This is a genomic window from Lysobacter sp. Soil_N_51, from assembly GCF_057655755.1.
This window is the reverse complement of sequence record NZ_JBDGLR010000001.1, coordinates 356,867-380,021: the sequence shown is the minus strand read 5'-3', so window position 1 is coordinate 380,021 and position 23,155 is coordinate 356,867. Positions and strand designations below refer to the sequence as shown.

At 67.0% G+C, this 23,155-nt stretch carries 22 protein-coding genes and 1 pseudogene; 11 read left to right on the top strand and 12 right to left on the bottom strand.

Going from position 1 to position 23,155, the window contains the following annotated elements; all coding sequences use genetic code 11:
* The first annotated feature begins 187 nt into the window (after nucleotides 1–187).
* The gene (locus tag AC3A4T_RS01765; RefSeq protein ID WP_487673797.1) at nucleotides 188–1,051 is read left to right on the top strand and encodes a pirin family protein; all 864 of its coding nucleotides are present in this window, start codon (nucleotides 188–190) and stop codon (nucleotides 1,049–1,051) included.
* A 258-nt stretch (nucleotides 1,052–1,309) separates the two neighbouring features.
* Nucleotides 1,310–1,555 (top strand): hypothetical protein, encoded by a 246-nt coding sequence (locus tag AC3A4T_RS01760; protein WP_056111352.1) that lies wholly within the window; start codon nucleotides 1,310–1,312, stop codon nucleotides 1,553–1,555.
* Nucleotides 1,556–1,761: 206 nt separating this feature from the next.
* Here the strand turns inward: AC3A4T_RS01760 and aqpZ are convergent, their stop codons facing one another.
* The 7 genes from aqpZ to mfd form a co-directional block, all read right to left on the bottom strand.
* A complete protein-coding gene (aqpZ, locus tag AC3A4T_RS01755) occupies nucleotides 1,762–2,472 on the bottom strand; it encodes an aquaporin Z (RefSeq protein WP_057923606.1) in 711 nt (236 codons plus the stop codon).
* A gap of 217 nt (nucleotides 2,473–2,689) precedes the next feature.
* The gene (locus tag AC3A4T_RS01750; protein ID WP_487673796.1) at nucleotides 2,690–3,169 is read right to left on the bottom strand and encodes a hypothetical protein; all 480 of its coding nucleotides are present in this window, start codon (nucleotides 3,167–3,169) and stop codon (nucleotides 2,690–2,692) included.
* A 107-nt stretch (nucleotides 3,170–3,276) separates the two neighbouring features.
* On the bottom strand, nucleotides 3,277–4,137 hold the full coding sequence (locus AC3A4T_RS01745) for a pirin family protein (RefSeq protein ID WP_487673795.1): 861 nt from the start codon (nucleotides 4,135–4,137) through the stop codon (nucleotides 3,277–3,279).
* Nucleotides 4,138–4,370: 233 nt separating this feature from the next.
* A complete protein-coding gene (locus AC3A4T_RS01740; protein WP_487673794.1) occupies nucleotides 4,371–4,781 on the bottom strand; it encodes a hypothetical protein in 411 nt (136 codons plus the stop codon).
* A 102-nt stretch (nucleotides 4,782–4,883) separates the two neighbouring features.
* Nucleotides 4,884–5,396, bottom strand: coding sequence for a histidine phosphatase family protein (locus AC3A4T_RS01735; RefSeq protein ID WP_487673793.1), 513 nt, complete (start codon nucleotides 5,394–5,396; stop codon nucleotides 4,884–4,886).
* A gap of 45 nt (nucleotides 5,397–5,441) precedes the next feature.
* Complete coding sequence (locus AC3A4T_RS01730) at nucleotides 5,442–5,939, bottom strand: GlcG/HbpS family heme-binding protein (RefSeq protein ID WP_487673792.1); 498 nt, start codon at nucleotides 5,937–5,939, stop codon at nucleotides 5,442–5,444.
* Nucleotides 5,940–6,354: 415 nt separating this feature from the next.
* Nucleotides 6,355–9,831: a transcription-repair coupling factor gene (gene mfd / locus AC3A4T_RS01725; protein ID WP_487673791.1), complete on the bottom strand. Its 3,477-nt coding sequence runs from the start codon at nucleotides 9,829–9,831 to the stop codon at nucleotides 6,355–6,357.
* A gap of 210 nt (nucleotides 9,832–10,041) precedes the next feature.
* Between mfd and AC3A4T_RS01720 the strand changes: the two genes are divergently transcribed.
* A complete protein-coding gene (locus AC3A4T_RS01720) occupies nucleotides 10,042–10,326 on the top strand; it encodes a hypothetical protein (protein ID WP_487673790.1) in 285 nt (94 codons plus the stop codon).
* Nucleotides 10,327–10,463: 137 nt separating this feature from the next.
* Here the strand turns inward: AC3A4T_RS01720 and AC3A4T_RS01715 are convergent, their stop codons facing one another.
* Together AC3A4T_RS01715 and AC3A4T_RS01710 are read right to left on the bottom strand one after the other, a co-directional pair.
* Entirely contained in the window at nucleotides 10,464–10,751 is a 288-nt protein-coding gene (locus AC3A4T_RS01715) for a hypothetical protein (RefSeq protein WP_487673789.1), read from the bottom strand.
* A gap of 258 nt (nucleotides 10,752–11,009) precedes the next feature.
* A complete protein-coding gene (locus tag AC3A4T_RS01710) occupies nucleotides 11,010–11,603 on the bottom strand; it encodes an N-acetyltransferase family protein (protein WP_487673788.1) in 594 nt (197 codons plus the stop codon).
* An 869-nt stretch (nucleotides 11,604–12,472) separates the two neighbouring features.
* Here AC3A4T_RS01710 and AC3A4T_RS01705 point away from each other — a divergent pair.
* From AC3A4T_RS01705 to AC3A4T_RS01695, 3 genes are all read left to right on the top strand, one after another.
* Nucleotides 12,473–13,387 (top strand): cation diffusion facilitator family transporter, encoded by a 915-nt coding sequence (locus AC3A4T_RS01705; protein ID WP_487673787.1) that lies wholly within the window; start codon nucleotides 12,473–12,475, stop codon nucleotides 13,385–13,387.
* Between the two features lie 154 nt (nucleotides 13,388–13,541).
* Nucleotides 13,542–14,555, top strand: a complete 1,014-nt coding sequence (locus AC3A4T_RS01700; RefSeq protein ID WP_487673786.1) for a YwqG family protein — start codon at nucleotides 13,542–13,544, stop codon at nucleotides 14,553–14,555.
* Nucleotides 14,556–14,565: 10 nt separating this feature from the next.
* Nucleotides 14,566–15,045: a GNAT family N-acetyltransferase gene (locus AC3A4T_RS01695; protein WP_487673785.1), complete on the top strand. Its 480-nt coding sequence runs from the start codon at nucleotides 14,566–14,568 to the stop codon at nucleotides 15,043–15,045.
* 125 nt (nucleotides 15,046–15,170) lie between these two features.
* On the opposite strand, the gene AC3A4T_RS01690 is transcribed toward AC3A4T_RS01695, so the two are convergent.
* The 3 genes from AC3A4T_RS01690 to AC3A4T_RS01680 form a co-directional block, all read right to left on the bottom strand.
* Nucleotides 15,171–15,395: a hypothetical protein gene (locus AC3A4T_RS01690; RefSeq protein WP_487673784.1), complete on the bottom strand. Its 225-nt coding sequence runs from the start codon at nucleotides 15,393–15,395 to the stop codon at nucleotides 15,171–15,173.
* A 264-nt stretch (nucleotides 15,396–15,659) separates the two neighbouring features.
* Complete coding sequence (locus AC3A4T_RS01685) at nucleotides 15,660–15,860, bottom strand: hypothetical protein (RefSeq protein WP_036109252.1); 201 nt, start codon at nucleotides 15,858–15,860, stop codon at nucleotides 15,660–15,662.
* A 480-nt stretch (nucleotides 15,861–16,340) separates the two neighbouring features.
* Complete coding sequence (locus AC3A4T_RS01680) at nucleotides 16,341–17,201, bottom strand: 23S rRNA (adenine(2030)-N(6))-methyltransferase RlmJ (protein WP_487673783.1); 861 nt, start codon at nucleotides 17,199–17,201, stop codon at nucleotides 16,341–16,343.
* 189 nt (nucleotides 17,202–17,390) lie between these two features.
* Between AC3A4T_RS01680 and creB the strand changes: the two genes are divergently transcribed.
* From creB to AC3A4T_RS01655, 5 genes and pseudogenes are all read left to right on the top strand, one after another.
* A complete protein-coding gene (gene creB, locus AC3A4T_RS01675) occupies nucleotides 17,391–18,062 on the top strand; it encodes a two-component system response regulator CreB (protein ID WP_056111404.1) in 672 nt (223 codons plus the stop codon).
* A 10-nt stretch (nucleotides 18,063–18,072) separates the two neighbouring features.
* A complete protein-coding gene (gene creC / locus AC3A4T_RS01670; protein WP_487673782.1) occupies nucleotides 18,073–19,515 on the top strand; it encodes a two-component system sensor histidine kinase CreC in 1,443 nt (480 codons plus the stop codon).
* A 487-nt stretch (nucleotides 19,516–20,002) separates the two neighbouring features.
* Nucleotides 20,003–21,367: pseudogene (gene creD, locus AC3A4T_RS01665) on the top strand (cell envelope integrity protein CreD); the annotation flags it as partial.
* A 296-nt stretch (nucleotides 21,368–21,663) separates the two neighbouring features.
* The gene (locus tag AC3A4T_RS01660; RefSeq protein ID WP_487673781.1) at nucleotides 21,664–22,269 is read left to right on the top strand and encodes a GNAT family N-acetyltransferase; all 606 of its coding nucleotides are present in this window, start codon (nucleotides 21,664–21,666) and stop codon (nucleotides 22,267–22,269) included.
* Nucleotides 22,269–23,153 (top strand): carbon-nitrogen hydrolase family protein, encoded by an 885-nt coding sequence (locus tag AC3A4T_RS01655; protein WP_487674033.1) that lies wholly within the window; start codon nucleotides 22,269–22,271, stop codon nucleotides 23,151–23,153. The genes AC3A4T_RS01660 and AC3A4T_RS01655 overlap by 1 nt, the downstream gene beginning before the upstream one ends.
* The last annotated feature ends 2 nt before the right edge of the window (nucleotides 23,154–23,155 follow it).

Genomic DNA, 23,155 nt, shown 5'->3' with positions numbered 1-23,155 from the left:
CCCCGGCCCTCTCCCGCAAGCGGGAGAGGGAGATAAGAAGCCGGGTGAGGCAGTGAAACGCGGGCGGACGATAGCGGCTTATTGTTCTGTTTATATGATTGATGATTGCATGCAGAGCGCTATCGTTCTGAAAATGCAGTGGCATCCTATGCCCATCGCCAATCCGGCATCCGCATAGGACAGGACCATGGACACCGCCACCCCCGCCACCGCTTACGCCCGCGTCGGCCGCAAGCTGCGCGGCCAGCCGACCTCCGACGGCGCCGGGGTCCGCCTGACCCGGGTCATCGGCGGTCCGCAGCTGCCCGATCTCGATCCGTTCCTGCTGCTCGACGAATTCGGCACCGACAAGCCCGAGGATTACCTCGCCGGTTTCCCGGAGCACCCGCACCGCGGCTTCGAGACCGTCACCTACATGCTCGACGGCCGCATGCGCCACAAGGACAACCACGGCAACGAAGGCGTGCTGGTCCCCGGCAGCGTGCAGTGGATGACCGCCGGCCGCGGCCTGGTGCATTCGGAAATGCCCGAGCAGGAACAAGGCCGCATGCGCGGCTTCCAGCTGTGGGTCAACCTGCCGGCGCGCGAGAAGATGACCGAGCCGAAATACCAGGAGTTCGCGCCCGACCGCATCGTCCAGGTCCAGCCGGCCGACGGCGTGCAGGTCAAGTTGATCGCCGGCCGCATCGGCGACCTGCGCGGGCCGATCGCGCAGCCGGCGACCGACCCGGTCTATCTCGACATCGCGCTCGACGCCGGCGCGAGCTGGGAGTACGAATTGCCCGAAGGCCACAACGCGTTCGCGTACGTCTACGAAGGCGGCGTGCGGATCGGCGACGGCGAGGACGCGCGCGAACTCGATGCGCAGGAACTGGCGGTGCTGGCGGGCGGCAACGTGCTCAAGCTGGGCGACGCGAAGCCGGGCAGCCGCCTGATCGTGATCGCCGGACGGCCGCTGCGCGAACCGGTCGCGCGCTACGGTCCGTTCGTGATGAACACCAAGCAGGAAGTGATGCAGGCGTTCGTCGATTTCCAGGAAGGCAAGTTCTGATCGCGATTCGTGTGTGAAGTGAAAGACGCAAAAGGCCACGCGCGAGCGTGGCCTTTTGTTTTCGCGCGCCGGTAGTCGCATGCGCGGCGAGCGTGGCTCTTGCTCGAATGCCGATGTTTCACCCGCGATACGTCCGTAACCCGCTGGCGCGCGCGTTGTTTTCTATCGGACGCAACATCGACGCATGCCCGCGACGATGGGCGAAGACACGCGCGCCGCCGCGCAAGCGGAGGTGAGCGTCACAAGGAGCAACATCGTATGGCTACCAAGCTCGATCCCAAGCAGATCACCCTCGTCGCCACGTTCGTATCGGCCGGCGTCGCCAACGGCGCCAGCGGCTGGATGATCGTCGGCGGCAAACTCAAGAAGATCCCGCCGCGCGGCATCAAGCAGCTGCAGGCGGTGTCGCAGATGCTCAACGCCGCCGACGCGGTCGGCAACGCGCGCCTGGCCGCGCAGTTGCAGCAGACCGCGATCGAGGTCGCGAACGAAGCGGTGCGTTAGTCGGTGGCGCATTGACCGGCGACGCGTTGCTGCGTCTACCTCACGCGCTGTTCGTTGTTTCGCTCATGTCGTTGCGGCGAAGTCCGCATTGCATCGCGTCCAGACGATCGATGCATGCCCGTGTCGAAGGCAGCGCGAGCGCCGCGTCGCGCCCAAACGAAAAGCCGCGCAGGTGCGCGGCTTTTCGTTTCCCATCGAGCGAGCTTTCAGTCCTTGCCGAGCCAGCGATACACCGCGCCGCCGAGCAGGCCGCCGACGATCGGCGCGACCCAGAACAGCCACAGCTGGCTGATCGCCGCGGCGCCCGCGAACAAGGCCACGCCGGTCGAACGCGCGGGATTGACCGAGGTGTTGGTGACCGGAATGCTGATCAGATGGATCAAGGTCAGGCCCAGGCCGATCGCGATCGGGGCGAAGCCGGCCGGCGCGTTCTTGTGGGTGGCGCCGAGGATGATGATCAGGAACATCGCGGTCATCACCACTTCGGTCAGCAGCGCGGCGGTCAGCGAATAACCGCCCGGCGACATCAGGTCGTAACCGTTGCTGGCGAAGGTGCCGGCCGCATTGGGGTCGATGGCGAAACTGCCGTTGCCGCTGGCGATCTGCAGCAGGATGAAGCCGGCGAGGATGCCGCCGAGCACCTGGGCGACGATGTAGGGGAACAAGTCCTTGGCCGGGAACCGGCCGCCGGCCCACAGGCCGAAACTCACCGCCGGATTGAAATGGCCGCCAGAGATGTGGCCGAACGCATACGCGCCGGTCAACACGGTCAGGCCGAACGCCAGCGCCACGCCCAGCAGGCCGATGCCGAGCGGATTGCCCGCGCCGCCGAAATTGGCCGCCAGCACGGCGCTGCCGCAACCGCCGAGCACCAGCCAGAACGTACCGATGAACTCCGCACCGAGTCGCTTGATCATGATCGTCATCCTTTGAGGTAGTGGGGCAGGCCCTGCGGATCGACGATCAGCCCTGTTCAGTCTTGGAACGGGGCAGTTCGACCCTGTTCAGCCAGGCCATTCTTATGCTGGCCGATTCCTCAAAAATGAGCAATACATCACAAATATGCAGCGCGGACACAGCAAAGCGACCGCGCTGAGGCCAGCACGGTCGCTTTGTTGGAACTCACTGCCTGAATTACTTGTTCGCGCTCAGTTGGGTCGTCGGAAATCGCAGGCCCTCGGTCTGGCCGATGACCTCCTTGAGCTGGTCCGGCGACGCCGCCTGCAGCCAGATGTGCGCGATCTTGCCCGACCCGATTTCGATCAGCGTTTCGCGGACCTGGATATCGGGTTTGCCGGCGAGCTCGCCGCGATACCAATGCATCGCCTTGCCGTCGATCGTGCTGGCTTCGGCACGATCGCTGCGTTTGGGCGTGAACGGCGATTTGCTGGCGATGTACAGGCCGAAGGCTTCCGAGCCGTCGGCGCGCAGAGCGCGGCAGAAATCCGAATCCGCGCTGGCGCGGTACTCCCAACGCAAACCGGTGCTGGCAGGCAACGCCGGGCAATTGCCCGGGTCATCCGCAGCGGCGTCCTGGGCTTTGGCGTTGGCACACAATGCAAACAACAACACCAGCCACGGCATAGCGTGCTGGTTCTTTCCCCATGACTTCACGACACTTCCCCCTGCAACCGGATGTATGGTTAAGCGGTGTTGCGAGTCCTATAGGTTGTGACCTTAGTCCACTTTGCGGGGATTGACAAACGCCAGATTCGGAAAAGTCACCGTTCAGGTAATGGAATGAATTCGTGCTCACCCGGGATGTGACCGAATCGTCCTTCGGCCCAGTCCTGCTTGGCCTGCTCGATCCGCTCACGCGAGCTTGAGACGAAGTTCCACCACAGATGGCGCGGCCCATCCAGCGGTTCGCCGCCGAGCAGCATGGCCTTGACCGGGGTCTTTGCGCGCAGGCGCGGCCGGGTGCCTGGGTCGAGCACGATCAGGTGTTTTTCCGGCAGGTCGGCGCCATCCAGTTGCGCCTGGCCTTCGAGCAGATACAGCGCGCGCTCAGCGTGACTGTCCTCGATCTCGAGTTCCTTGTCCGGGTCCAGATCGATGGCCACGTACAGCGTGTCGGCGAATACGCGCACCGGCGATTCCTGGCCGAAGCCGCGGCCGGCAACCACGCGCAACCAGGCACCGTCGCGGTGCAGCTGCGGCAGGGTCGCGGCGGGATGGTGGTGGAACGCCGGCGCGGTTTCCTCGAACGAGCGCGGCAGCGCGACCCAGGTCTGCATGCCGTGCAGCGGATGACCGTCGGCGCGCGGTTTTTCCGGGGTGCGTTCGGAGTGGGCGATGCCGCGGCCGGCGGTCATCCAGTTGACGTCGCCGGGATGGATGTCCTGCACGCTGCCCAAGGTGTCGCGATGGCCGATCGAACCGGCCCACAGAAAGGTCACCGTGGCCAGGCCGATATGCGGATGCGGGCGCACGTCGATGCCGTGGCCGGGTTCGAACGCGGCCGGTCCCATGTGATCGACGAACACGAACGGACCGACCGAGCGCGCCTGCACGCTCGGCACGGCGCGGCGTACCTGGAACCCGCCCAGATCGTGGATGCGCGGGGCGATGATCGTGGTCATGACGGACTCCTGCAGGACTGATACCCGCAGATTGGCATGACTTTTATGCATTCGCGGTGTCGATGCTGCAACTCGGTGTTGCAGTTGCCGGGCTTGGTCGCGGCAGGCGGCGGGATGCCTGCGCCGCATGCGCGATGCGGTGCGATATCGAGCGAGACGGTGCCCATCGCGACAGTTGTCGCCGGCCTCAGCCGGCTATCGATCCGATGGACGACAAACCCGTGATCGGCCTGTCACTTCGCCTGGAATTGCACCGTCGCAAGCGGCGGCTCAGCGAAATCCAGCGCCTGCAATTCGAACGTCCACGCACCCGCGCTCTTGCTCGGTTCCGCCGGCGTGTTGAGCGACACGGTGGCCTGCGTGCCGTCGCTGCCGGTCCATTGAAACTCCAGGGTCGCATCGCCGGCCCAGATGCACTGCAGTCCCGGCTTGCAGCGCGAATCGGCGGTGACGGCGACGAAACGCAGGCGCGAGCGGTCGGGCAGGGTCACTTCATCGCCGGGTTGCATCGACAGCGGCTGCCCCGGCCGGGCGCTGTCGCCTGCTTCGGGCTTGGCATCGGCGGGATCCGACGGCGCGGCGTGCGCGCAGGCGGTCAGGGCGAACACGCACGACAGCATCGAGGCGACCAACGCGGATTTCATGGCGGAACTCCCTGCGGACGGACAAACGAACGGGCAAGAGGCATGCTCGGCGATCTTGGATGACGCGTCCAGCCGCGCGGGCCTGGCCTTACGCGCGCCGCGTCACTGATCGCGCGATTCGCTGTAGCGCGGATGGCCGTCGCGATCGAAGTCGATACGCATGCGCCGGTCGAATTCGGTCTCCGCCACCGGCGTCACCTTGCACTGGCACAGTGCCGCGGCGATGTCGGGCGCGGTATTGCTGTGAGCGACCACCAGCACGGTGCCGGCGGCGTGCTCGCGTCGCAGGGTCGCGGCGAAATCGGTTGCCGGCTGTTTGGCGTCGTAGGTGACGACCTGCAGACGATGCGATTGCGCGGTCGGCTCGCCGGTCTGCTGGGTGCGGCGATACGCGGTGGCGTAGACCGCGCGCACCGGCTGGTTTTTCAGCGCGGCGGCGAGACGTTGCGCGCGCGCGCGGCCGGCGTCGCTCAGGCTGGGATCACGCGGATCGTCGTCGGCTTTTTCGGCGTGGCGCACGATCACGAAACTCGCGCCCGGCGTCGGCGGCGCGCTTGCGCAGGCGGCGAGCAAGACGCTCAAGCTCAGGACGGAAAGACGAGTGATCGGAGCCATGCTGGAATCCCTGAAACGCTTCGAAGTGCGGACGATGCGGCCGGCCTACTTCAACACATCGGCGCCGGCCTGGGCGATCTCGCCGTCCTGCGCGGCCCGCGCGCCGGACACGCCGATGCCGCCGATCACCTGATCGCCGTGCAACAGGCGCACGCCGCCTTCGATCGGCGTGATCGACGGCAGCCCGAGCACGACGTTATTGCCTTCGCTGAGCAGCTTTTCATGGAAGGCGGTATCGCGGCGGTAGTTGACCGCATGCGTGGCCTTGCCGATGGCGACCTCGACGCTGGAGTTCGGCGTACCGTCCATGCGCTGGAAATGCACGAGCCGGCCGGCGTCGTCGACGACCGCGATCGACACGCTCAAGCCCTGGGCGCGCGCCTTGTCCTCGGCGGCCTGGGCGATCTGCTTGACCGCGGCGAGATTGAGGGTGGTGCGTTGGCTGAGTTCGATCTTCATCGCGGCCGTTGCGGTGAGTGCGAGCCCTGACAGCGCCGGTATCAGCAGCGCGAGGGCGAGGAAGCGTGCGTGGCGAGACGGCATGAGGCGCTCGGGTTGGGAAGGGAGCGGCGATGGTAGGGCGGGTGTGGGGTGGGCGTCAGTGTGGAATGTCAGGGTGCGAGGAGTGAGGGGAGAGGAGTGAGGAATGAGTAAAAGCGAAGCGGGCGGATGACACAGGCACAGGAGCGTGTCGGCGGGCATGGTGATATCGCCAATGCCCGCGTCAGTGAAATCCGCGGCGTACCGTTCCCCCCTTTGAAAAAGGGGGGCTAGGGGGGATTTGCTTTCCGCTCACGGTCATCGCAATGAGGCAAAAGCGAATCCCCCGCGCTATCGATCAAGCGGACATCGTGCTGACGCCGGGCGCTTGCCCCCTTTTGCAAAGTGGGCATGGAGTAGCGCGCGGCGCGCGATGTGGGCGGCGCGATGTCCTGCGCGCGATGTCCGCTGCGCAACCTCAGTGCTTGGTATCGAGCAAGGTCAACAAGCCCTTCGCCGCCGCCAGCCGCGCCAGCGCGTCGGGCAGATCCAACTTGATCTTGAGCTTGTCCGGCCCATCCATCTGATACAGCTTCGGCTGTCCCTGGATCAGCTTGATCACCGACATCGGGTCCACGTTCGGCCGTTCGACGAACTGCAAGCGGCCGCCCTTTTCGCCCAGGTCGAGCTTGCGGATGCCCAGGTTGGTCGCGATCAGCTTGAGTTCGGCGACCGCGAACAGATGCTTGGCCGCGTCGGGCAACAGGCCGAAGCGGTCGATCATCTCGACCTGCAACTCACGCAGCTCCTCGCTGTCGCGCGCGCCGCTGATGCGCTTGTACAAGGTCAGGCGGGTGTGCACGTCGGGCAGGTAATCGTCGGGAATCAGCGCCGGGATATGCAGTTCGACTTCGGCGCCGCGCGATTCGGTCGAGTCCAGGTCGGGCAGCTTGCCCTGGCGGATCGAGCGCACCGCGCGTTCCAGCAACTCGGTGTAGAGGCTGAAACCGACCTCGGCCATCTGCCCGCTCTGGTCCTCGCCGAGCAACTCGCCGGCGCCGCGGATTTCCAGATCGTGGGTCGCCAGGGTGAAACCGGCGCCGAGTTCGTCCATCGAGGCGATCGCTTCCAATCGCTTCTGCGCGTCGGTGGTGATCGAGCGCTTGTCGGGCACCACCAGATACGCATAAGCGCGATGGTGCGAACGGCCGACCCGGCCGCGCAGCTGATGCAACTGGGCCAGGCCGAACTTGTCGGCGCGGTTCATGATGATGGTGTTGGCGTTCGGGATGTCGATGCCCGACTCGATGATGGTCGTGCACAGCAGCACGTTGAAGCGCTGCTTGTGGAAGTCGAGCATGACGCTTTCGAGTTCGCGCTCGGCCATCTGGCCATGAGCGACGCCGATGCGCGCCTCGGGCACCAACTCCTCCAGTTGACGCTTCATGCGGCCGATGCTTTCGACATCGTTGTGCAGGAAGTAGACCTGTCCGCCGCGCGACAATTCGCGCTGGAAGGCTTCGCGCAACTGCATGTCGTCCCAGGGCACGACGAAGGTCTGCACGGCCAGACGATGCGCGGGCGGGGTGGCGATGATGCTCAGGTCGCGCAGGCCGGCCATGGCCATGTTGAGCGTGCGCGGGATCGGTGTCGCGGTGAGCGTCAACAGATGTACGTTGGCGCGTAAGGCCTTCAAGGCTTCCTTCTGGCGCACGCCGAAGCGTTGTTCTTCGTCGACGATGACCAGGCCGAGATCCTTGAAGCGCACGTCGCCCTGCAACAGGCGATGGGTGCCGACCACGACATCGATCTTGCCCTCGGTCAGCTTCTCCAGTTCGGCCTTGATTTCCTTGCTACTCTTGAAGCGCGACAACACCTCGACCTTGAGCGGCCAATCGGCGAAACGATCGCGGAAATTGCGGTAATGCTGTTCGGCCAACAACGTGGTCGGCACCAGCACCGCGACCTGCTTGCCGGCGGTGGCGGCGACGAAGGCCGCGCGCACCGCGACTTCGGTCTTGCCGAAACCCACGTCGCCGCAGACCACGCGGTCCATCGGCTGGCTGCTGCCGAGGTCGCGGATCACCGCTTCGATCGAGGAGTGCTGGTCGGGCGTTTCCTCGAACGGGAAACCGGCCGCGAACGGTTCGTACATCGAACGGTCGACATCCAGCGCGAGGCCGGCGCGGGCCTGGCGCTTGGCCTGGATTTCCAGCAGTTCGGCGGCCACGTCGCGAACTTTTTCCGCGGCCTTGCGCTTGGCCTTGGTCCATTGCTCGCCGCCGAGCGAATGCAGCGGCGCGGTTTCCACCGAGGCACCGGAGTAGCGGCTGATCAGGTGCAGTTGCGCGACCGGCACATACAGCCGGTCGCCTTTGGCGTATTCGATTTCCAGGTATTCGCCGGGCTGGCCGCCGGCTTCGAGCACGATCAGGCCGCGATAACGGCCGACGCCGTGATCCTCGTGCACGATCGGCGCGCCTTCGGACAACTCGCCCAGATCGCGGATGATCGCTTCGGGTTCGCGGCCGGCGCGCTTGCGCCGGCGCGGCTGCGAGGCGCGTTCGGGAAACAGCTGGCGTTCGGTCAGGATCGCCAGCGCTGGTTCGCTGAGCGCGAAACCGTCGTCGAGCGGCGCGACCGCGATCGCGAAGCGGCTGGCGCCGTCGCGGAACGATTTCCAGTCGGCGACCACATCGGGCTTGAGCGCCGCGGCCTGCAGCACTTCGAGCAAGGCTTCGCGGCGGCCGGCGGTGTCGGCGGCGATCAGCACGCGGCCGGGATAACTGCTCAGGAACGACTTCAGCGCTTCGGCCGGCGCGGCGTCGCGCGCGGCGACCGGCAGGGTCGGCGCGGGCTGATCGCCCAATGCGACGGCCTTCGTGCGTTGCGGATGCTGTTCGCCGCACAACTCGATGCGCGCGGCCTGATTGAGCCGTTCGCGCAGGCCGACCGGGGTCAGGTACAGCGAATCGGGCGGCAGCAGCGGGCGTTCGAGATCGTGGCGGCGCTGTTCGTAACGCTCGCCGGTGTGACTCCAGAATTGATCGGCCGCGTCCAGCGCGCCGTCGGCGATCACCGGCAGCACCTTGTCGCCGAGGTAATCGAACAAGGTCGCGGTCTGTTCGAAGAACAGCGGCAGGTAGTACTCGATGCCCGACGGTGCGATGCCGGCCTTCAGATCCTGATACAGCGCGCTGCGCCGGGTATCGAGGTCGAAGCGTTCGCGCAACGCATCCAGTGCGCGCTTGAGCGAGGCGTCGTCGAGCGGCACTTCGCGGCCCGGCAACAGGTGCACGCGGTCGATCTTGTCGAGCGAACGCTGCGATTCGGGATCGAACGCGCGGATGGTGTCGATCTCGTCGTCGAGCATCTCGACCCGGAACGGGGTGTCGGCGCCCATCGGGTAGACGTCGAGCAGGCCGCCGCGCACGGCGAAATCGCCCGGATCGAGCACCTGCGGCACGTGCCGGTAACCGGCGGATTCGAGCCGGCGCTTTTCGTTGTCGAGGTCCAGCACCTGGCCGACGCGGACATCGAAGCTGCCGCCGACGATATGCCGCAACGGCGCCAGCCGCTGCAACAGCGTCTGCACCGGCACCACCACGATGCCGCGCTTGAGCGTGGGCAGGCGGTGCAGGGCCGACAGGCGCTGCGAGACGATGTCCGGGTGCGGACTGAACAAGTCGTAGGGCAGGGTTTCCCAATCCGGGAAGGTCAGGACCGGCAACGCGCCGTCGTGACCGGCGTCCGCGCCCAGCAGGGTGCGCAGGTCGGATTCGAGTTGATGCGCGCCGTGGTTGTCGCGCGCGACGACGAGCAGCGGGCCGTCGTAATCGGCGCCGGCGCGGGCGATCGCCCAGGCCAGGGCGGAAGGCGAAGCCGGCGCGCGCCACCAGGCGCGCTGCTGGCCGGTTTTAGGCAGAAGGGCAGACACGTGATTGGGGGAACTCACAGAGGGCGGCTAGGTTAGCCGCCGGGGGAGATAAGGTCACGTCGCGCGCGCGGGCTTTCGCCTGCATGATGGCGCGGCGCCGAAGGACGGACCGGAACAGTTCGTCCGGCGCAGGGGCCGGCGCTCACCGAGCCCGGCTCACGCGGGCCGAAGCCGCCATCGCGCGGCATCGGCCTTACGCTCATGAAGATCATGGAGGAAAGTGCAGTCATGAAGCTCGATTCGTTGGTTTCGCGGTTCCGCCGGCCGTTGCTGGCGTTGGGTGTGATGGGTGTGGTCGTGGCGTCGGCGTCGGCTCAACCGCCGCGTCCGCCGACCGCGGTGTCGGTGACCAGCTACTACACCGACGCCTCGCACGCGTATGTCGCCGGAGTGGTCTTCTTCGGCGATTGCCCGGCGATCAGTTCCGGTTCCTTGATCGGCGCCTCGACGCCGTATTCGGACACCACCACGGTCATGTGCGACGACGTGGACAGCGTGCCGCTGCCGTTCTGACCGGTGTCGCGGTAGTTTCAATGGGGTCGTGATCGGCCCGCGACAAGGCGCCCAGGAACGGGCGCCTTGTCGTTTTTGCGCGAAAGCGGATCAGCGCCGCGGGTGGGGCGGCCGCATCGGGCTTGGTGGTGCCGAACTCAGTTCTGGTTGGCGTTGCAGGTGGCGTAGTGCCAGCTGAACTTCGCGGTCTGCTGGCCCCAGTCCAGCGGCCTCGGGCCGGGGCAGCCGGCGCCTTGATAGCGCATGCCGACGACTCTTTCGATGCCGTCGCGACCGGCCGGGCCGTAGTAGGTGTAGACCAGCCAGCCGCTGCCGGACGGCGGGACCGGCAAGGCCGAGCTCGCCACCGAGAACAGTCCGCCGACCACGATCGTGGCCAGCATGGCGAGGCGTTTGAAACCTGAGCGCTGCGTCGTCGTTTGCATAAAGACTCCTTGTCGTACGCGGTTGTCGAAGGTGTAACCGACCGGCATTGCGCCGCAAACGAATCGCGGCGGCATCCGGCCATGGCGACACGAGCGCAGCCTAGCAGCCAAGCCTTGCCGGTGCGCGTGGGCACGGCGCATTTGGTTTTCCGCGGTGTTTGAACGCCTATGCCGCATGCGAGCGGCAGGCCGCGGCGATCGCCGCGGCGGTGAAGAAGATGGCGATGAGGCGCGTGCCGAAACGCGAGCCGGCCGATCTCAGCTGCCGCGCGTGGTCTCGCCGCTGGCGCGGTCGTCGGCGGCGGCCTTGGTGCTGCGCAGGTCCAGCGATACCCGGATCAGGCCCGGTGCGTCCTGCTGGAATTCGCGCTCGAAGCCCAGCGACTGGGCCAGCGACAGCATCGGCGTGTTGTGCTCGAACACGTCGCCGTACAGGCGGTGCACCTTCTTGCCGCGCGCCCACTTCACCAGCCGGGTCATCAGATAACGGCCCAGGCCCATGTTGGCGATGTAGCGGCTGACCAGGATCGCGAACTCGGCGTCCTGGGTGCGTTCGTCGATCGCCACCCGCGCGACCGCGCCGACCAGGGCTTCGCCCGGCGGCAGTGGCTCGGCCGCGACCAGGGCGAATTCGGTGCGCGGATCGATTCGGGTGAAGCGCTCTGCCATGTCCGGGGTGAGTTCCTTGAGCGCATACAGGAAGCGCTGTCGGATTTCGTCGGGCTGGAGCAGGGCGAAGCCGGCCCGCAGGGGCTCGGCGTCCTCCGGCCGGACCGGACGGATCAGAACTTCGCGTCCGTTGGGAAGACGCTGGCGTTCGTGCCAGGGAGGCAAACGTTCACGCGTGGCCATGGTTGGGATAGTGGCACATTGTGACGAATTTGGCCCTTCATCTTCGTGAGGGGCGCTCGCCGGTGCGGTCGGCGGCGCTGAGCGCGCTGGATCTCGGCTCATCGGACTTGCGCCGGTGAAGGGTGGGCCGGCGCAGGCTCCAGTACAGCGGTTTCGTTGATGCGATGCACGCTGGAAATGAGAATTGCTCGCATGATGGCTGGGTGATGACGGCCTGACAATGCCCCGATGGCCGGCCAAAACGCCAGTGCCCCGCGCGCCGGCCTTCAGCCGGGCGGCGGCTTTCGGCCGAGCCCGTTGCCGGGCCCGCGCTCGGGCCTTGGTGTTCTGGACGGGGGCGGACGGGTCCGGCGACGGCTTGCGTCGCCCGGCGGTGCCGACGGTGAGGTTGAGCCTGCCGCCGCGCTGGCGCAGGACGAATTGGCACCAGCAAAGTGGCGGCCGCGTGCGCGGAATCTGGCGCTGTGCGACAGCCACGAGCCGAATCGGCAGACCGGCGTTTCGAACGGCGATGGCTTTGCCGGCGATGGGCGCGATGTGAGTGCGCCGCGATGTCGTGTCGTTGAATACGGCGCTTGGTCGTGCGTCATTTGCCGCGGGGAGCGCGGTGGGTGGATTGGCGCGGTCGCGGCTTGCGCCGCTCCTACAGGGGGGCTGGCGTTGCTTGCCGGTGGCCGTGTAATCCGCATGGGCTTTCCGTAGGAGCGGCGCAAGCCGCGACCGCGCGACTGCATCCACGCCGCGGGCCCGCCTGCCTGCGTGGATGACGCCGCGCTCGCACCCCCGCACTGGCACCCACCCCGGCCTATCCAAAGGCCAGCATCGGCAATGCTAGACTCCGCCGCTCGACCCGAAGGAGCAGTTCAGTCATGGCAGGTGGTGGCGATTCGACCCGCGCGATTTTGTTTGCACTTGGCGCCAATTTCGCGATCGCGGTGGCCAAGGGCGTGGCCGCGTTCTTCACCGGTTCCAGCGCGATGCTGGCCGAGACCGTGCATTCGCTGGCCGACTGCGGCAATCAGGGGCTGCTGCTGCTGGGGCTCAAGCAGTCCAAGCGGCCGCCGACGCCGGATTACCCGCTCGGATACGGCAAGGCGATCTACTTCTGGTCGTTCCTGGTCGCGGTAATGCTGTTCACCGTCGGCGGCATGTTCTCGCTGTACGAGGGCATCCATAAATTGCAGCACCCCGAGCCGCTGAAGCAGTGGTGGTGGGCGGCCGGCGTGCTGGCGTTCGGCATCGCCGCCGAATGGGTGTCGATGCGTGCCTGCCTGCAGGAAGTGGACAAGGCGCGCGGTCAGCGCTCGCTTTGGCAGTGGTTCCGCGAAAGCCGCCAGGCCGAACTGGTGGTGATCTTCGGCGAAGACCTGGCCGCGCTGCTGGGCCTGGTGCTGGCGCTGGGCGCGGTGCTGCTGGCGGTGTTCACCGGCAACCCGATCTGGGACGCGATCGGCACCATCTGCATCGGCGCGCTGCTGATCATCGTCGCGGTGTTCGTCGCGATCGAAGTCAAGGCGATGCTGATCGGACAGAGTGTGGACCCGATGCGTCAGCAGCAGATCCGCGAGTTCCTCGATTCGCGCCCGGAGATCACCAAGGTCATCAGCGTGATCACCCTGCAGCTCGGCAACGAGGTGATGGTGTCGGTGCAGGCGCAGATGCGCGAAGAGCAGAGCGTCGCCGGCCTGACCGAGCAGATCAACACGGTCGAGCGGGCGATGAAGCAGGCCTTCCCGGAAGTGCGCTGGAGCTTCTTCGAGCCCGACCTCAAGCTCGGCGACTGAGCGTTCGCGCCGTCGCGTAATAACCCGGCCGGGGGAGCAGACGCTCCCCCGGCTTTTTTCTGGGCGCGTTCTGCGGGCGAACGAGGTTCGCCCTCACGGCGTGTTCTTGGCCATAATCCGCGTGGAGAACCGGCAAGCGAATGGACGGCGGACGATGAAGACGGGCAAGGCGGTGTTGGTGTCGGTGGGGATCATCTCGGCGGTGCTCGCGGTCGCCGGCGGCGTGGGCTATTTCGTCTATTACAAGATCGACACCCGCGACAAGCGGGCCGCCGCGCAGGTCGAAGCCGAAGCCGCGCTCGAAGACGCCGACCGCAACGCGCCGCAATGCGGCAGCCAGGACGACGACGAACGCGCCAAGGCGGTGCTGGCGCCGATCGAACCGGCCTTGCAGAACACCCAGCGGCCGGTGGCGCGGATCGCGTTGGAGGCGATGAAGGCCGACGACGTCGCGGTCAGCAAGGTCGGCGGCCGCGCCTACTGGGCGGCCGGGCGCTACTACCCACGCGATCCGCAGGGTCAGCCGTTGTTCCTGCTGGCGCAGATCCAGCTCAGCGAATTGCCGAAGATGCCCGGTTATCCCGAGCGCGGCATGCTGCAATTCTTCATCTCCGGCGACGATTACTACGGCGCCGCCATCGACGCGGCGCACGGCCCCAAGCGCATGGATGCGTTGGCCGAGCCGAAGGGTTTTCGGGTGGTTTACTGGGCCGATGCGAGCGCGCCGGCGATCGCGCCGCCGGCCGCGAGCGCCGGCCTCGACGCGCTGCCGTTCGACCCGGCCAAACCGCGCCGCATCCGTTTCAGCGCCGACCACGAAACCATGGGCATCCACGATGTCGGCCTGGACAAGGTGCTCGGTACCAACATCTATGCCTTGTCTGAGCGCTATATCAGCGCCAACGTCGACGATCGCGTCGCCGTCGAGGATCTGAGCGACGAAGTGTCCGACTACCTCGATCGCACCGGTCATAAGCTCGGCGGCTATCCCGATTTCACTCAGGACGATCCGCGCGGCGCCGACGACAAGCGGGTGCTGCTGTTCCAGCTCGACAGCGACGACGAGCTGATGTGGGGCGATTCGGGCATCGCCAATTTCTTCATCGACCCGGCCGATCTGGCGCGTGCGGATTTCAGCCGCGTGTCCTACCACTGGGATTGCTATTGAGCATGCCGACTTGAGCGAGCCAGTTGCGCGCGCGTACCGCGAAGACGACCACGCCGCCTGCGTGGCGCTGTTCGAATCCAACGTGCCCGAGTATTTCGCCGCGGTCGAGCTCGAGGATTTCCTGCAGACCTTGCGCGACATCGATCGGTATTGGGTGATCGAACTGGCCGGCGAGGGCATCGTCGCCTGCGGCGGCTATGACGGCATAGACGATCAGCCGGGTGTCGCCGCGCTGTGCTGGGGAATGGTGCGGCGCGACCTGCACCGGCGCGGCCTCGGCGATTTTCTGGTCAGCGAGCGTCTGCGCCGGATCGACGCCGACGGGGATTTCAATGCGGTGGTGATCGAGACCACGCGTTTCAGCTGCGACTTCTACGCGCGCTATGGGTTCGAAGTGATCCGCGAACAGGCCGACGGCTTCGCGCCCGGGTACGACCTGGTGGAAATGCGCCGGCCGGTGCCGTGGCCGCGCGCCGCGCGCGGAGGCTAGGCGCCGAGCCGATGGCGTACGCGGTGGCGCGGCGCGCGCACGCACGCAGCGGGCGGTGTCGGTCGCGCGGCGCCGTCGCCGGACCGCCTGCTGGCGCAGGACGATACGGCGACAGCCGACCGGCGTCAGGGCACTTCGCAGCCGGCGCGTCCCATGCAGCCCAGGTAGGCGCGCTCGCACACGTCGGGCGGGAGGCCGTTCGACAGGCAATTGCGTTGGATGCGTTCGCAATTGACGATCGCCTGCGGCGTGCACAGTGCGGCGAGCGCGGTGGTCGACAGGCCGGCGGTGAACACGAAGGTGCAGACGAACAGCAGCGTGGTCCTGGATCGTTTGGTCGGACGGGTCATGGGCAATCCTTTATCGGGGTCAGCGGATTGATGGCAACGATGCCGATGACGAGCGTCGTTGCAACGTGTGGTGAGCGACCGCGGCCTTGTGCGCCGGCAGTCGGAGGTGCCGGGTGGGTCCAGTGGAGCGCGCGGTGGCGGCTGGTCGCCTGGCAATCGGGTGCGAAGGTGAAACAGGCGTCGCCTCGGGTGGCCCGCGGCCGGAGAGGTGGCTCTCCGGCCGCGGGTGAATCGCCTGCCCGATCTCGCGATCGGGTCCCGCGATCAGGGGATGATGCAGCCGCAACTGCGATAGCAGTTGGCGTAGTTCAGTTCGCAATCGGTGGTGTTGGGATCGCACAGGCTGTACGCGCGTTCGCAACCCAGGCGGCAGGTGTTGTTGCACGCGGCGATCGCGGTGGTCGCCATGCCGATGCCGAAGGCGAATGCGCACAGGGCGAGAAGGGTGGATTTCTTCCTGATCATGGGAACTTCCTGTCTGGGCCCGTCATTGGGCACGGGCCGTCATACGCCGAATGTCGGTGTAGCCGCAAGGCGATTTTCTGACAGGTGTGCGATCCGGCCGCGCATGAAGCGGCATGCAAAAATGCCGATATTCGAGTGGTTTTTGGCTTGCTCAGACGGCTCGCGACGGCCGCGCGATGGCGATGCGCGAGGGCAAAATGCAATCGGCGATGGCGTTAGGCGACCAGAGCGGCAGGGTGTCTCGCTGCGCTGCAACGCGGTATCGCGGCGATGGCCCGTGCGACGACGCAGCGCAGGGTGTGATCGGGTGCGCAGTTGGGTTTGTGATCGATCGACAGAACACGACGTGCGGATACGGCTTCGCTCACATCGCGGGATGAAGGTCGGATCGGTGCCGTCCGAGCTGAATCGGCTCGCCTGAGCCGTGAGGCTCAGACGGCGGGAGAAGGCCGGCGTACAACCGCGCGCCGCAGAGATCGTTTAATCGCCCTGCTTGAGCCAGGTGATCGCGGCGGACGCGTCCGCGGTTTCGCCCAAGGTGCGCGCGAGCACCGGCAGCACCGCGTCGAGGGTGCGATCGAATTGCCACGGTGCGTTGAGCAGCAACAGGCCGCTGCCGTTCATGCGCAGCGGCGAATCGTCGGCGCGCACCAGCAGTTCGGCGGTCATCACCGATTTGGCCGGCAGGGTCGCGGCGCGGCGGTAGAACGATTGCAGCGAGCGGCGACGCTTGATCGGATACCACAACACGTAGATGCCTTGCGGCCAGCGCGCCAACGCATCGCGCAGCGCGCCCAGGGCGGTGTCGAATTCTTCCAACTGCGCTTCGTACGGCGGGTCGATCAGGACCAGGCCGCGGTTGAAGCGGGTCGCGCCGAGCTTGGGCGGCAACAGCGCCTTCATCCCGGTGTAGCCGTCGCGGGCGTGGACCGCGATGCGGGTGTCGTTCTCGAAATGATGCTTGAGCTGGGCCGCTTCCTCCGGCTGCAGTTCGCAGGCGGCGATGCGGTCGTCGTCGCGCAGGGCGTGCGCGAGCAGCCACGGCGAGCCCGGATAAGCGGCCGGCCCGTGCTCGGCGCGGCAGGCGCGCACGGCGGTGAGGTAGCGGCCGATCGCCGGCTGCTTGGGCGCCTCGGCGAGCAGCCGGCCGATGCCGCCCTCGGCCTCGCCGGTGCGCTGCGCCGAATTGCCGTCGAGCGGGTACAGCCCGCGTCCGGCATGGGTATCGAGCGCGAACAGCGGCGCCGGCTTGGCGGTCAGCGCGTCGCACAGGGCCAGCACGGCGATGTGTTTGAGCACATCGGCGTGGTTGCCGGCGTGGAAGGCGTGGCGATAGTTCATGGGATTTGGGATTCGGGATTCGGGATTGGGAAAAGCGGGGCACGGCCTTTCGCGGGGCATTATGCGGGTTGGGGCTGCGTAGCGTGCCCGATCGCAGCCGATGAAGCGGTTTTGCGCCGCATCGGGCACCATTGCCGGCATGTCAGTCCCCTCCCGAATCCCGAATCCCCAATCTCGAATCCCGGCTTTATGCGCATCCTGCTAGTAGAAGACGAATCCGCCATCGCCGACACCGTGCTGTACGCGCTGCGCGCCGAGGGCTTCGAGACCACCCACTGCCTCACCGGCGGCGAGGCGCTGCGCGAGGCGCAGCGGGTGGCTTACGACCTGGCCGTGCTCGATATCGGTCTGCCCGACATCGGCGGCTTCGCCCTGTGCCGCGAGTTGCGCCGCGATCGCGACCTGCCGGTGATCTTCCTGACCGCGCAGAACGCCGAGGCCGACCGCATCCTCGGCCTGGAGATCGGCGCCGACGATTACGTGACCAAGCCGTTCTCGCCGCGCGAACTCGCCACCCGGGTGCGGGTGGTGCTGCGGCGCAAGGGCGGGGCGAACATCCCGGCCGAGTCCGAGGCCGGCTTCGTCCACGACGGCGAGGGCAAGCGCATCCGTTACCGCGGCCAGGCGCTGGACCTGACCCGCTACGAATACGGCCTGCTGGCCGCGCTGCTGCAGCGCCCGGGCGCGGTGCTGTCGCGCGCGCAGCTGATGGACCGGGTCTGGGGAGATGCGCTCGACAGCGGCGACCGCACCGTCGACACCCACATCAAGACCCTGCGCGCCAAGCTGCGCGAAATCGGCCCCGACAGCGACCCGATCCGCACCCATCGCGGCCTGGGGTACTCGTTGGAACTGGGCTGAGGCTATCGGCATGCGCATCGGGCTGCGGATCTTTCTGGGGTATTTCCTGATCGTCGCGGTCGCCGCGCTGCTGCTGGCGCGGGTGTTCGTCGCCGAGGTCAAGCCCGGCGTGCGCCAGGCGATGGAAGACACCCTGGTCGACACCGCCAACATCCTGGCGGAACTGGCGGCCGACGATTTCCTCGCCGGCCGCATCGACCACGGCGATTTCGCCAAGCGCGTGCGCGCGCTCGGCGAACGCGACGTCGGCGCGGCGATCTGGGGCTTTCGCAAGCGCGCGACCACGTATCGCGTCTACATCACCGACGCGCGCGGCATCGTCGTGTTCGACAGCGACGGGCGCGATGTCGGCCAGGATTACTCGCGCTGGAACGATGTCTACCTGACCTTGCGCGGCCGCTACGGCGCGCGCTCCAGCCCGGCCGCGCAGAACAATCCGGACGAGACGATCATGTACGTGGCCGCGCCGATCCGCGACGACGCGCGGCGGGTCGTGGGTTCGCTGACCGTGGCCAAGCCCAACAGCGCGATCGCGCCGTTCATCGCCCGCAGCCAGTCGGTGGTGATGCGCTGGGGCTTCGTGCTGATGGGCGTGGCCTTGCTGATCGGCGTGTTGGTGTCGTGGTGGCTGTCGCGCCAGATCGACCTGCTGCGGCGCTACGCGCACGCAGTCACCGCCGGCGCGCGCGCGCCGCCGCCGGATGCGGCGGGCGAATTCGGCGAACTCGGCCGCGCCCTGGAAACCATGCGCACGCGCCTGGAGGGCAAGCAGTACGTCGAGCAGTACGTGCATACCCTGACCCACGAAATGAAGAGCCCGCTCGCGGCGATCCGCGGCAGCGCGGAACTGCTCGAATCCCCGCCCGGCGACGGCACCATGGCCGACGCCGACCGCGCGCGCTTCGCCGGCAGCATCCGTAGCCAGGCCGAGCGTCTGGCGCAGATGATCGACAAATTGCTCGCGCTGGCCGCGGTCGAACACCGTCAGCGGCTGGAGAAACCCGAGCCGGTGGCGCTGGCCGCGATCGCTCAGGAGGCAGCCGAGCAATGCGCGCAGCGGCTGCACCGGACCGGCGCGAAGCTGTTGCTGGACCTGGAACCGAACCTGCCGCCGGTGCTCGGCGATGGGTTTTTGTTGCGTCAGGCCTTGATCAATCTGATCGAGAACGCGGCGGATTTTTCGCCGGCGCAGGGCGAGATCGTGCTGCGTCTGCGCCGCGATGGGGAATCGCAGCGGGTCGAGGTCAGCGACCGTGGGCCGGGCGTGCCGGATTACGCGGTGGGGCGGGTGTTCGAGCGCTTCTATTCGTTACCGCGACCGGCCGGCGGCAGCCGCAGCAGCGGGCTGGGGTTGTGCTTCGTTGCCGAGGTGGCGTCGCTGCATGGCGGTGGGGCGGCGCTGATCAATCGCGATGAGGGTGGGGCGGTGGCTAGTCTGGTGGTGCCGGGGTAGGGCGGTTGGTTGGGATTGTTCGCGCCCACCCTTTATCGCGAAATTGGCTCGTGGAAGATTCGCCCCTGGAGAATTCGCCCACTTTGTAAAAGGGGGCTGCGCCCTGCGTTGCATGAAGTCTGTACTTCGCTGATTGGCGCGGGGGATTCGCTTTTGCTTTTGCTACTACTCGGTGGAAGAGCAAAGCAAAAGCGAATCCCCCTGCCCCCTTTTCCAAAGGTGGGAACAGCAACAGCAGTAGCAGTAGCAACAGCAAACAAGCCGCCGGCAGCAGCGTCCGCTTCTTTTCGTCAGCCCCAGAAAAATCGCCCACTTTGTAAAAGGGGGCTGCGCCCTGCGTCGCACGAAGCCCCACGCCGTCGACTGGCGCGGGGGATTTGCTCTTGCCTTTGCTTCACCACCACTTCACCAACCCAACACCGCAACGTCATCGCCTCCCCGCACACGGCCCCCAAGCTGTGCGCCAACGTCACGGAAGGAGTACGACATGCGGGTGTGGTTGAAGATGCTGATGGTGCTGGGCATGACCCTGGCGATACTCATTCCCTTGCTGATGATCGGCGGGATCATCACCGAGCGGCAGCACTACCGCGCCCAGGCGGTCGCCACGGTGGCGCGCAGCTATGCCGGCGCGCAGGCGTTTTCGGGGCCGGCGCTGGTGGTGCCCTACGAGGACACCTGGGTCGAGGCGGAAACCAACGACAAGGGCGTGGTCAAGCACACCGTGCATCGCGAACAGGGCCGCTGGACCTATTTCCCCAACAAGCTCGCGGTTAGCGGCGACCTCAATCCCGATATCCGCCGGCTCGGCCTGCACAAGGTCCTGGTCTACACCTGGCAAGGCAAGGCCGAGGCCGATTTCGCCGCGAACATCCCGGCCAATCCGGTCGCCGCGGCCGGCACCACGGTGTCGGGCATCACCCGCGTGATCGGCAAGCCGTGGTTGAGCTATGCCTTCGCCGACGTGCGCGGCCTGCGCGATCCCAAGTTGAAACTCGACGGCGCGCAGGCGGCGATCGAAGACGGCCTGGGCACGCGCGACGGCGGCGGCATCCATGCGCGGCTCGCCGCGCCGGCGCCGGGCACGCAGCTGCGCCTGCAGACTCAGCTGGAGTTCGCCCTGGGCGGCACCGAGTCGCTGGCGCTGGTGCCGCTGGGCAAGGACAACCGCTTCGCGCTGAACTCCTCGTGGCCGCATCCGAACTTCGGCGGTAGCTTCCCGCCGAGCTCCGACGGCATCACCGACAAGGGCTTCAAGGCCGAATGGCGAGTGTCGTCGGTCGCGACCAACGCCCAGCGCCAATATCAGGCCGGCACGATCATCCCGTCGGTGACGGTGATCGGCGACGATTCGGTCGACGGCGCGGCCGGCGGCGACATCAACGCCGTCCAGGTCACCATGAAGGACCCGGTCAACGTCTACTCGCAGGCCGATCGCGCGACCAAGTACGGTCTGCTGTTCGTGCTGCTCACATTCGTCGGCTTCTTCATGTTCGAACTGATCAAGCAGCTGCGCATCCACCCGATCCAGTACGGCCTGGTCGGACTGGCGCTGGCGATCTTCTTCCTGCTGCTGGTCAGCCTCAGCGAACACATGGATTTCGGCCTGTCCTACCTGGCCGCGACAGTCGCCTGCATCGGCCTGATCGTGTTCTACCTCAGCGCGGTGCTGCGCAGCGTGGTGCGCGCGCTGGGCTTCGGCGCGATGCTGGTGACCTTGTACGGCGCGCTGTACGGCCTGCTGATCTCGGAAGACAACGCCTTGGTGCTCGGCGCCGGCCTGCTGTTCGTGATCCTGGCCGCGATCATGGCGCTGACCCGCAAGGTCGATTGGTATCAGCTCGGCGGCAACGCCGGCCCGGCGGCCAAGCGCAGTGTCGCTCCGGCACCGGCCAGCGCGGCCCCGCCGCGCGATCCCAGCGTCCCGCCGGCCCTGTAAACGCCCGGCGTTGTAAACGACCGTCCCCCCGGCGGCGGCAGGCGACGATGCCTGCCGCCGCTGTCGTTTCCAGGCCAGGACGCGAGGCCTGGGGCCAGCCCCGATTGGCAGGATCGTCGGCGGCGGCGGAAGATGCGGTTCCGCGATCACCCGATCCGCCCGGCGCCCGCCGCCCCGCGCCGGCCCCCAGCGCTCATCAAGATGCCGATATGAAGAAACCGATGCCCGAGATCCGCAGCTACGCCGGCGCCGAAATCACGCCCTATCTGGACGCGATCGCCGCCCTGCGCATCGCGGTGTTTCGCGACTGGCCGTATCTGTACGACGGCGATGCGGCCTACGAGGCCAAGTACCTGCAGACCTATCGCGATTCGTGGCGCAGCATCGCGGTGCTGGCCTTCGACGGCGCGCGCGTCGTCGGCGCGTCCACCGGCGTGCCGATGAGCGATGAAATCCCCGAGTTTCGCGCCGCCTTCGACGATCATCCGCTCGATGTCGATCACGTGTTCTATTGCGGCGAATCGGTGCTGTTGCCCGACTACCGCGGGCGCGGCGTCGGCCATCGTTTCTTCGACATGCGCGAGGCGCATGCGCGCGCGCTCGGCGGTTTCAACTGGACCACGTTCTGCGCGGTCGAGCGCGAGCCCGGCGACTCGCGCCAGCCGCCGTTTCATCGCGGCAACGAGGTGTTCTGGAAAAAACGCGGTTACACCCATCGCCCGGAACTGCGCGCGAGCCTGCCGTGGAACGAAGTCGGCCGCGGCGAGCGCGAACACACCCTGAGTTTCTGGCTGCGGCCGCTGGGGCGCGCATGATGCGGGTGGCCGTGGCCAAGTACGCGATCGGCGCGCCGCGCACCTTCGCCGAATTCGCCGACAAACAGGCCCAGTGGCTCAGCGAAGCGCGGCGCAGCGGCGCGCAACTGGCGGTGTTGCCCGAATACCTGTCGCTGGAACTGGGCGCGACCTTCGGCGCGGCGACTCAGGGCGACCTGCATGCCTCGCTGGTCGCGACCCAGGCCTATCACGGCGCCTGGCTGGATTTTTTCGCTCTGCTTGCGCGCGAATTGGGGCTGCATATCGTCGCCGGCAGTTTCCTGTTCGATCCCGGTCATGGTCGTTACCGCAACCGCAGCTATGCGTTCGCGCCCGACGGCGGTTGCCTGTGGCAGGACAAGTTGCAGCTCACGGGTTTCGAAAAACAGGCCGGGGTGATCGAGGCCGGCGACGCGCTCAAGACCTTCGCCCTGGGCGAACAGCGCGCCGGCATTGCGATCTGTTACGACATCGAGTTCCCGTTGCCGGTGCGCGCGCAATGCGAAGCCGGCGCGCGTTTGCTGATCGCGCCCAGTTGCACCGACACCGCGGCCGGCGCGACCCGGGTGCGGGTGGGGTGTCTGGCGCGCGCGCTGGAAAACCGTTGTTTCGTTGCGCAGGCGGTGACCGCGGGCGAGGCGTTATGGAGTCCGGCCTTGGACACCAACACCGGCGAGGCGGCGGTGTATGCGCCGATGGATGTGGGTCTGCCGGCGGACGGGGTGTTGGCGCAGACGCGCGGTGGGCAGCGTTGGGCGTATGCGGATCTGGATTTCGTCGCGCTGGAGGCGAGTCGGGCGCGGGCGCAGGTGGCGAATGATCGCGATTGGGTGGGGCAGTTGCGGCCTGGGGTGTTGAGGGCGCAGGTGGATCGGTTTGGGTGATG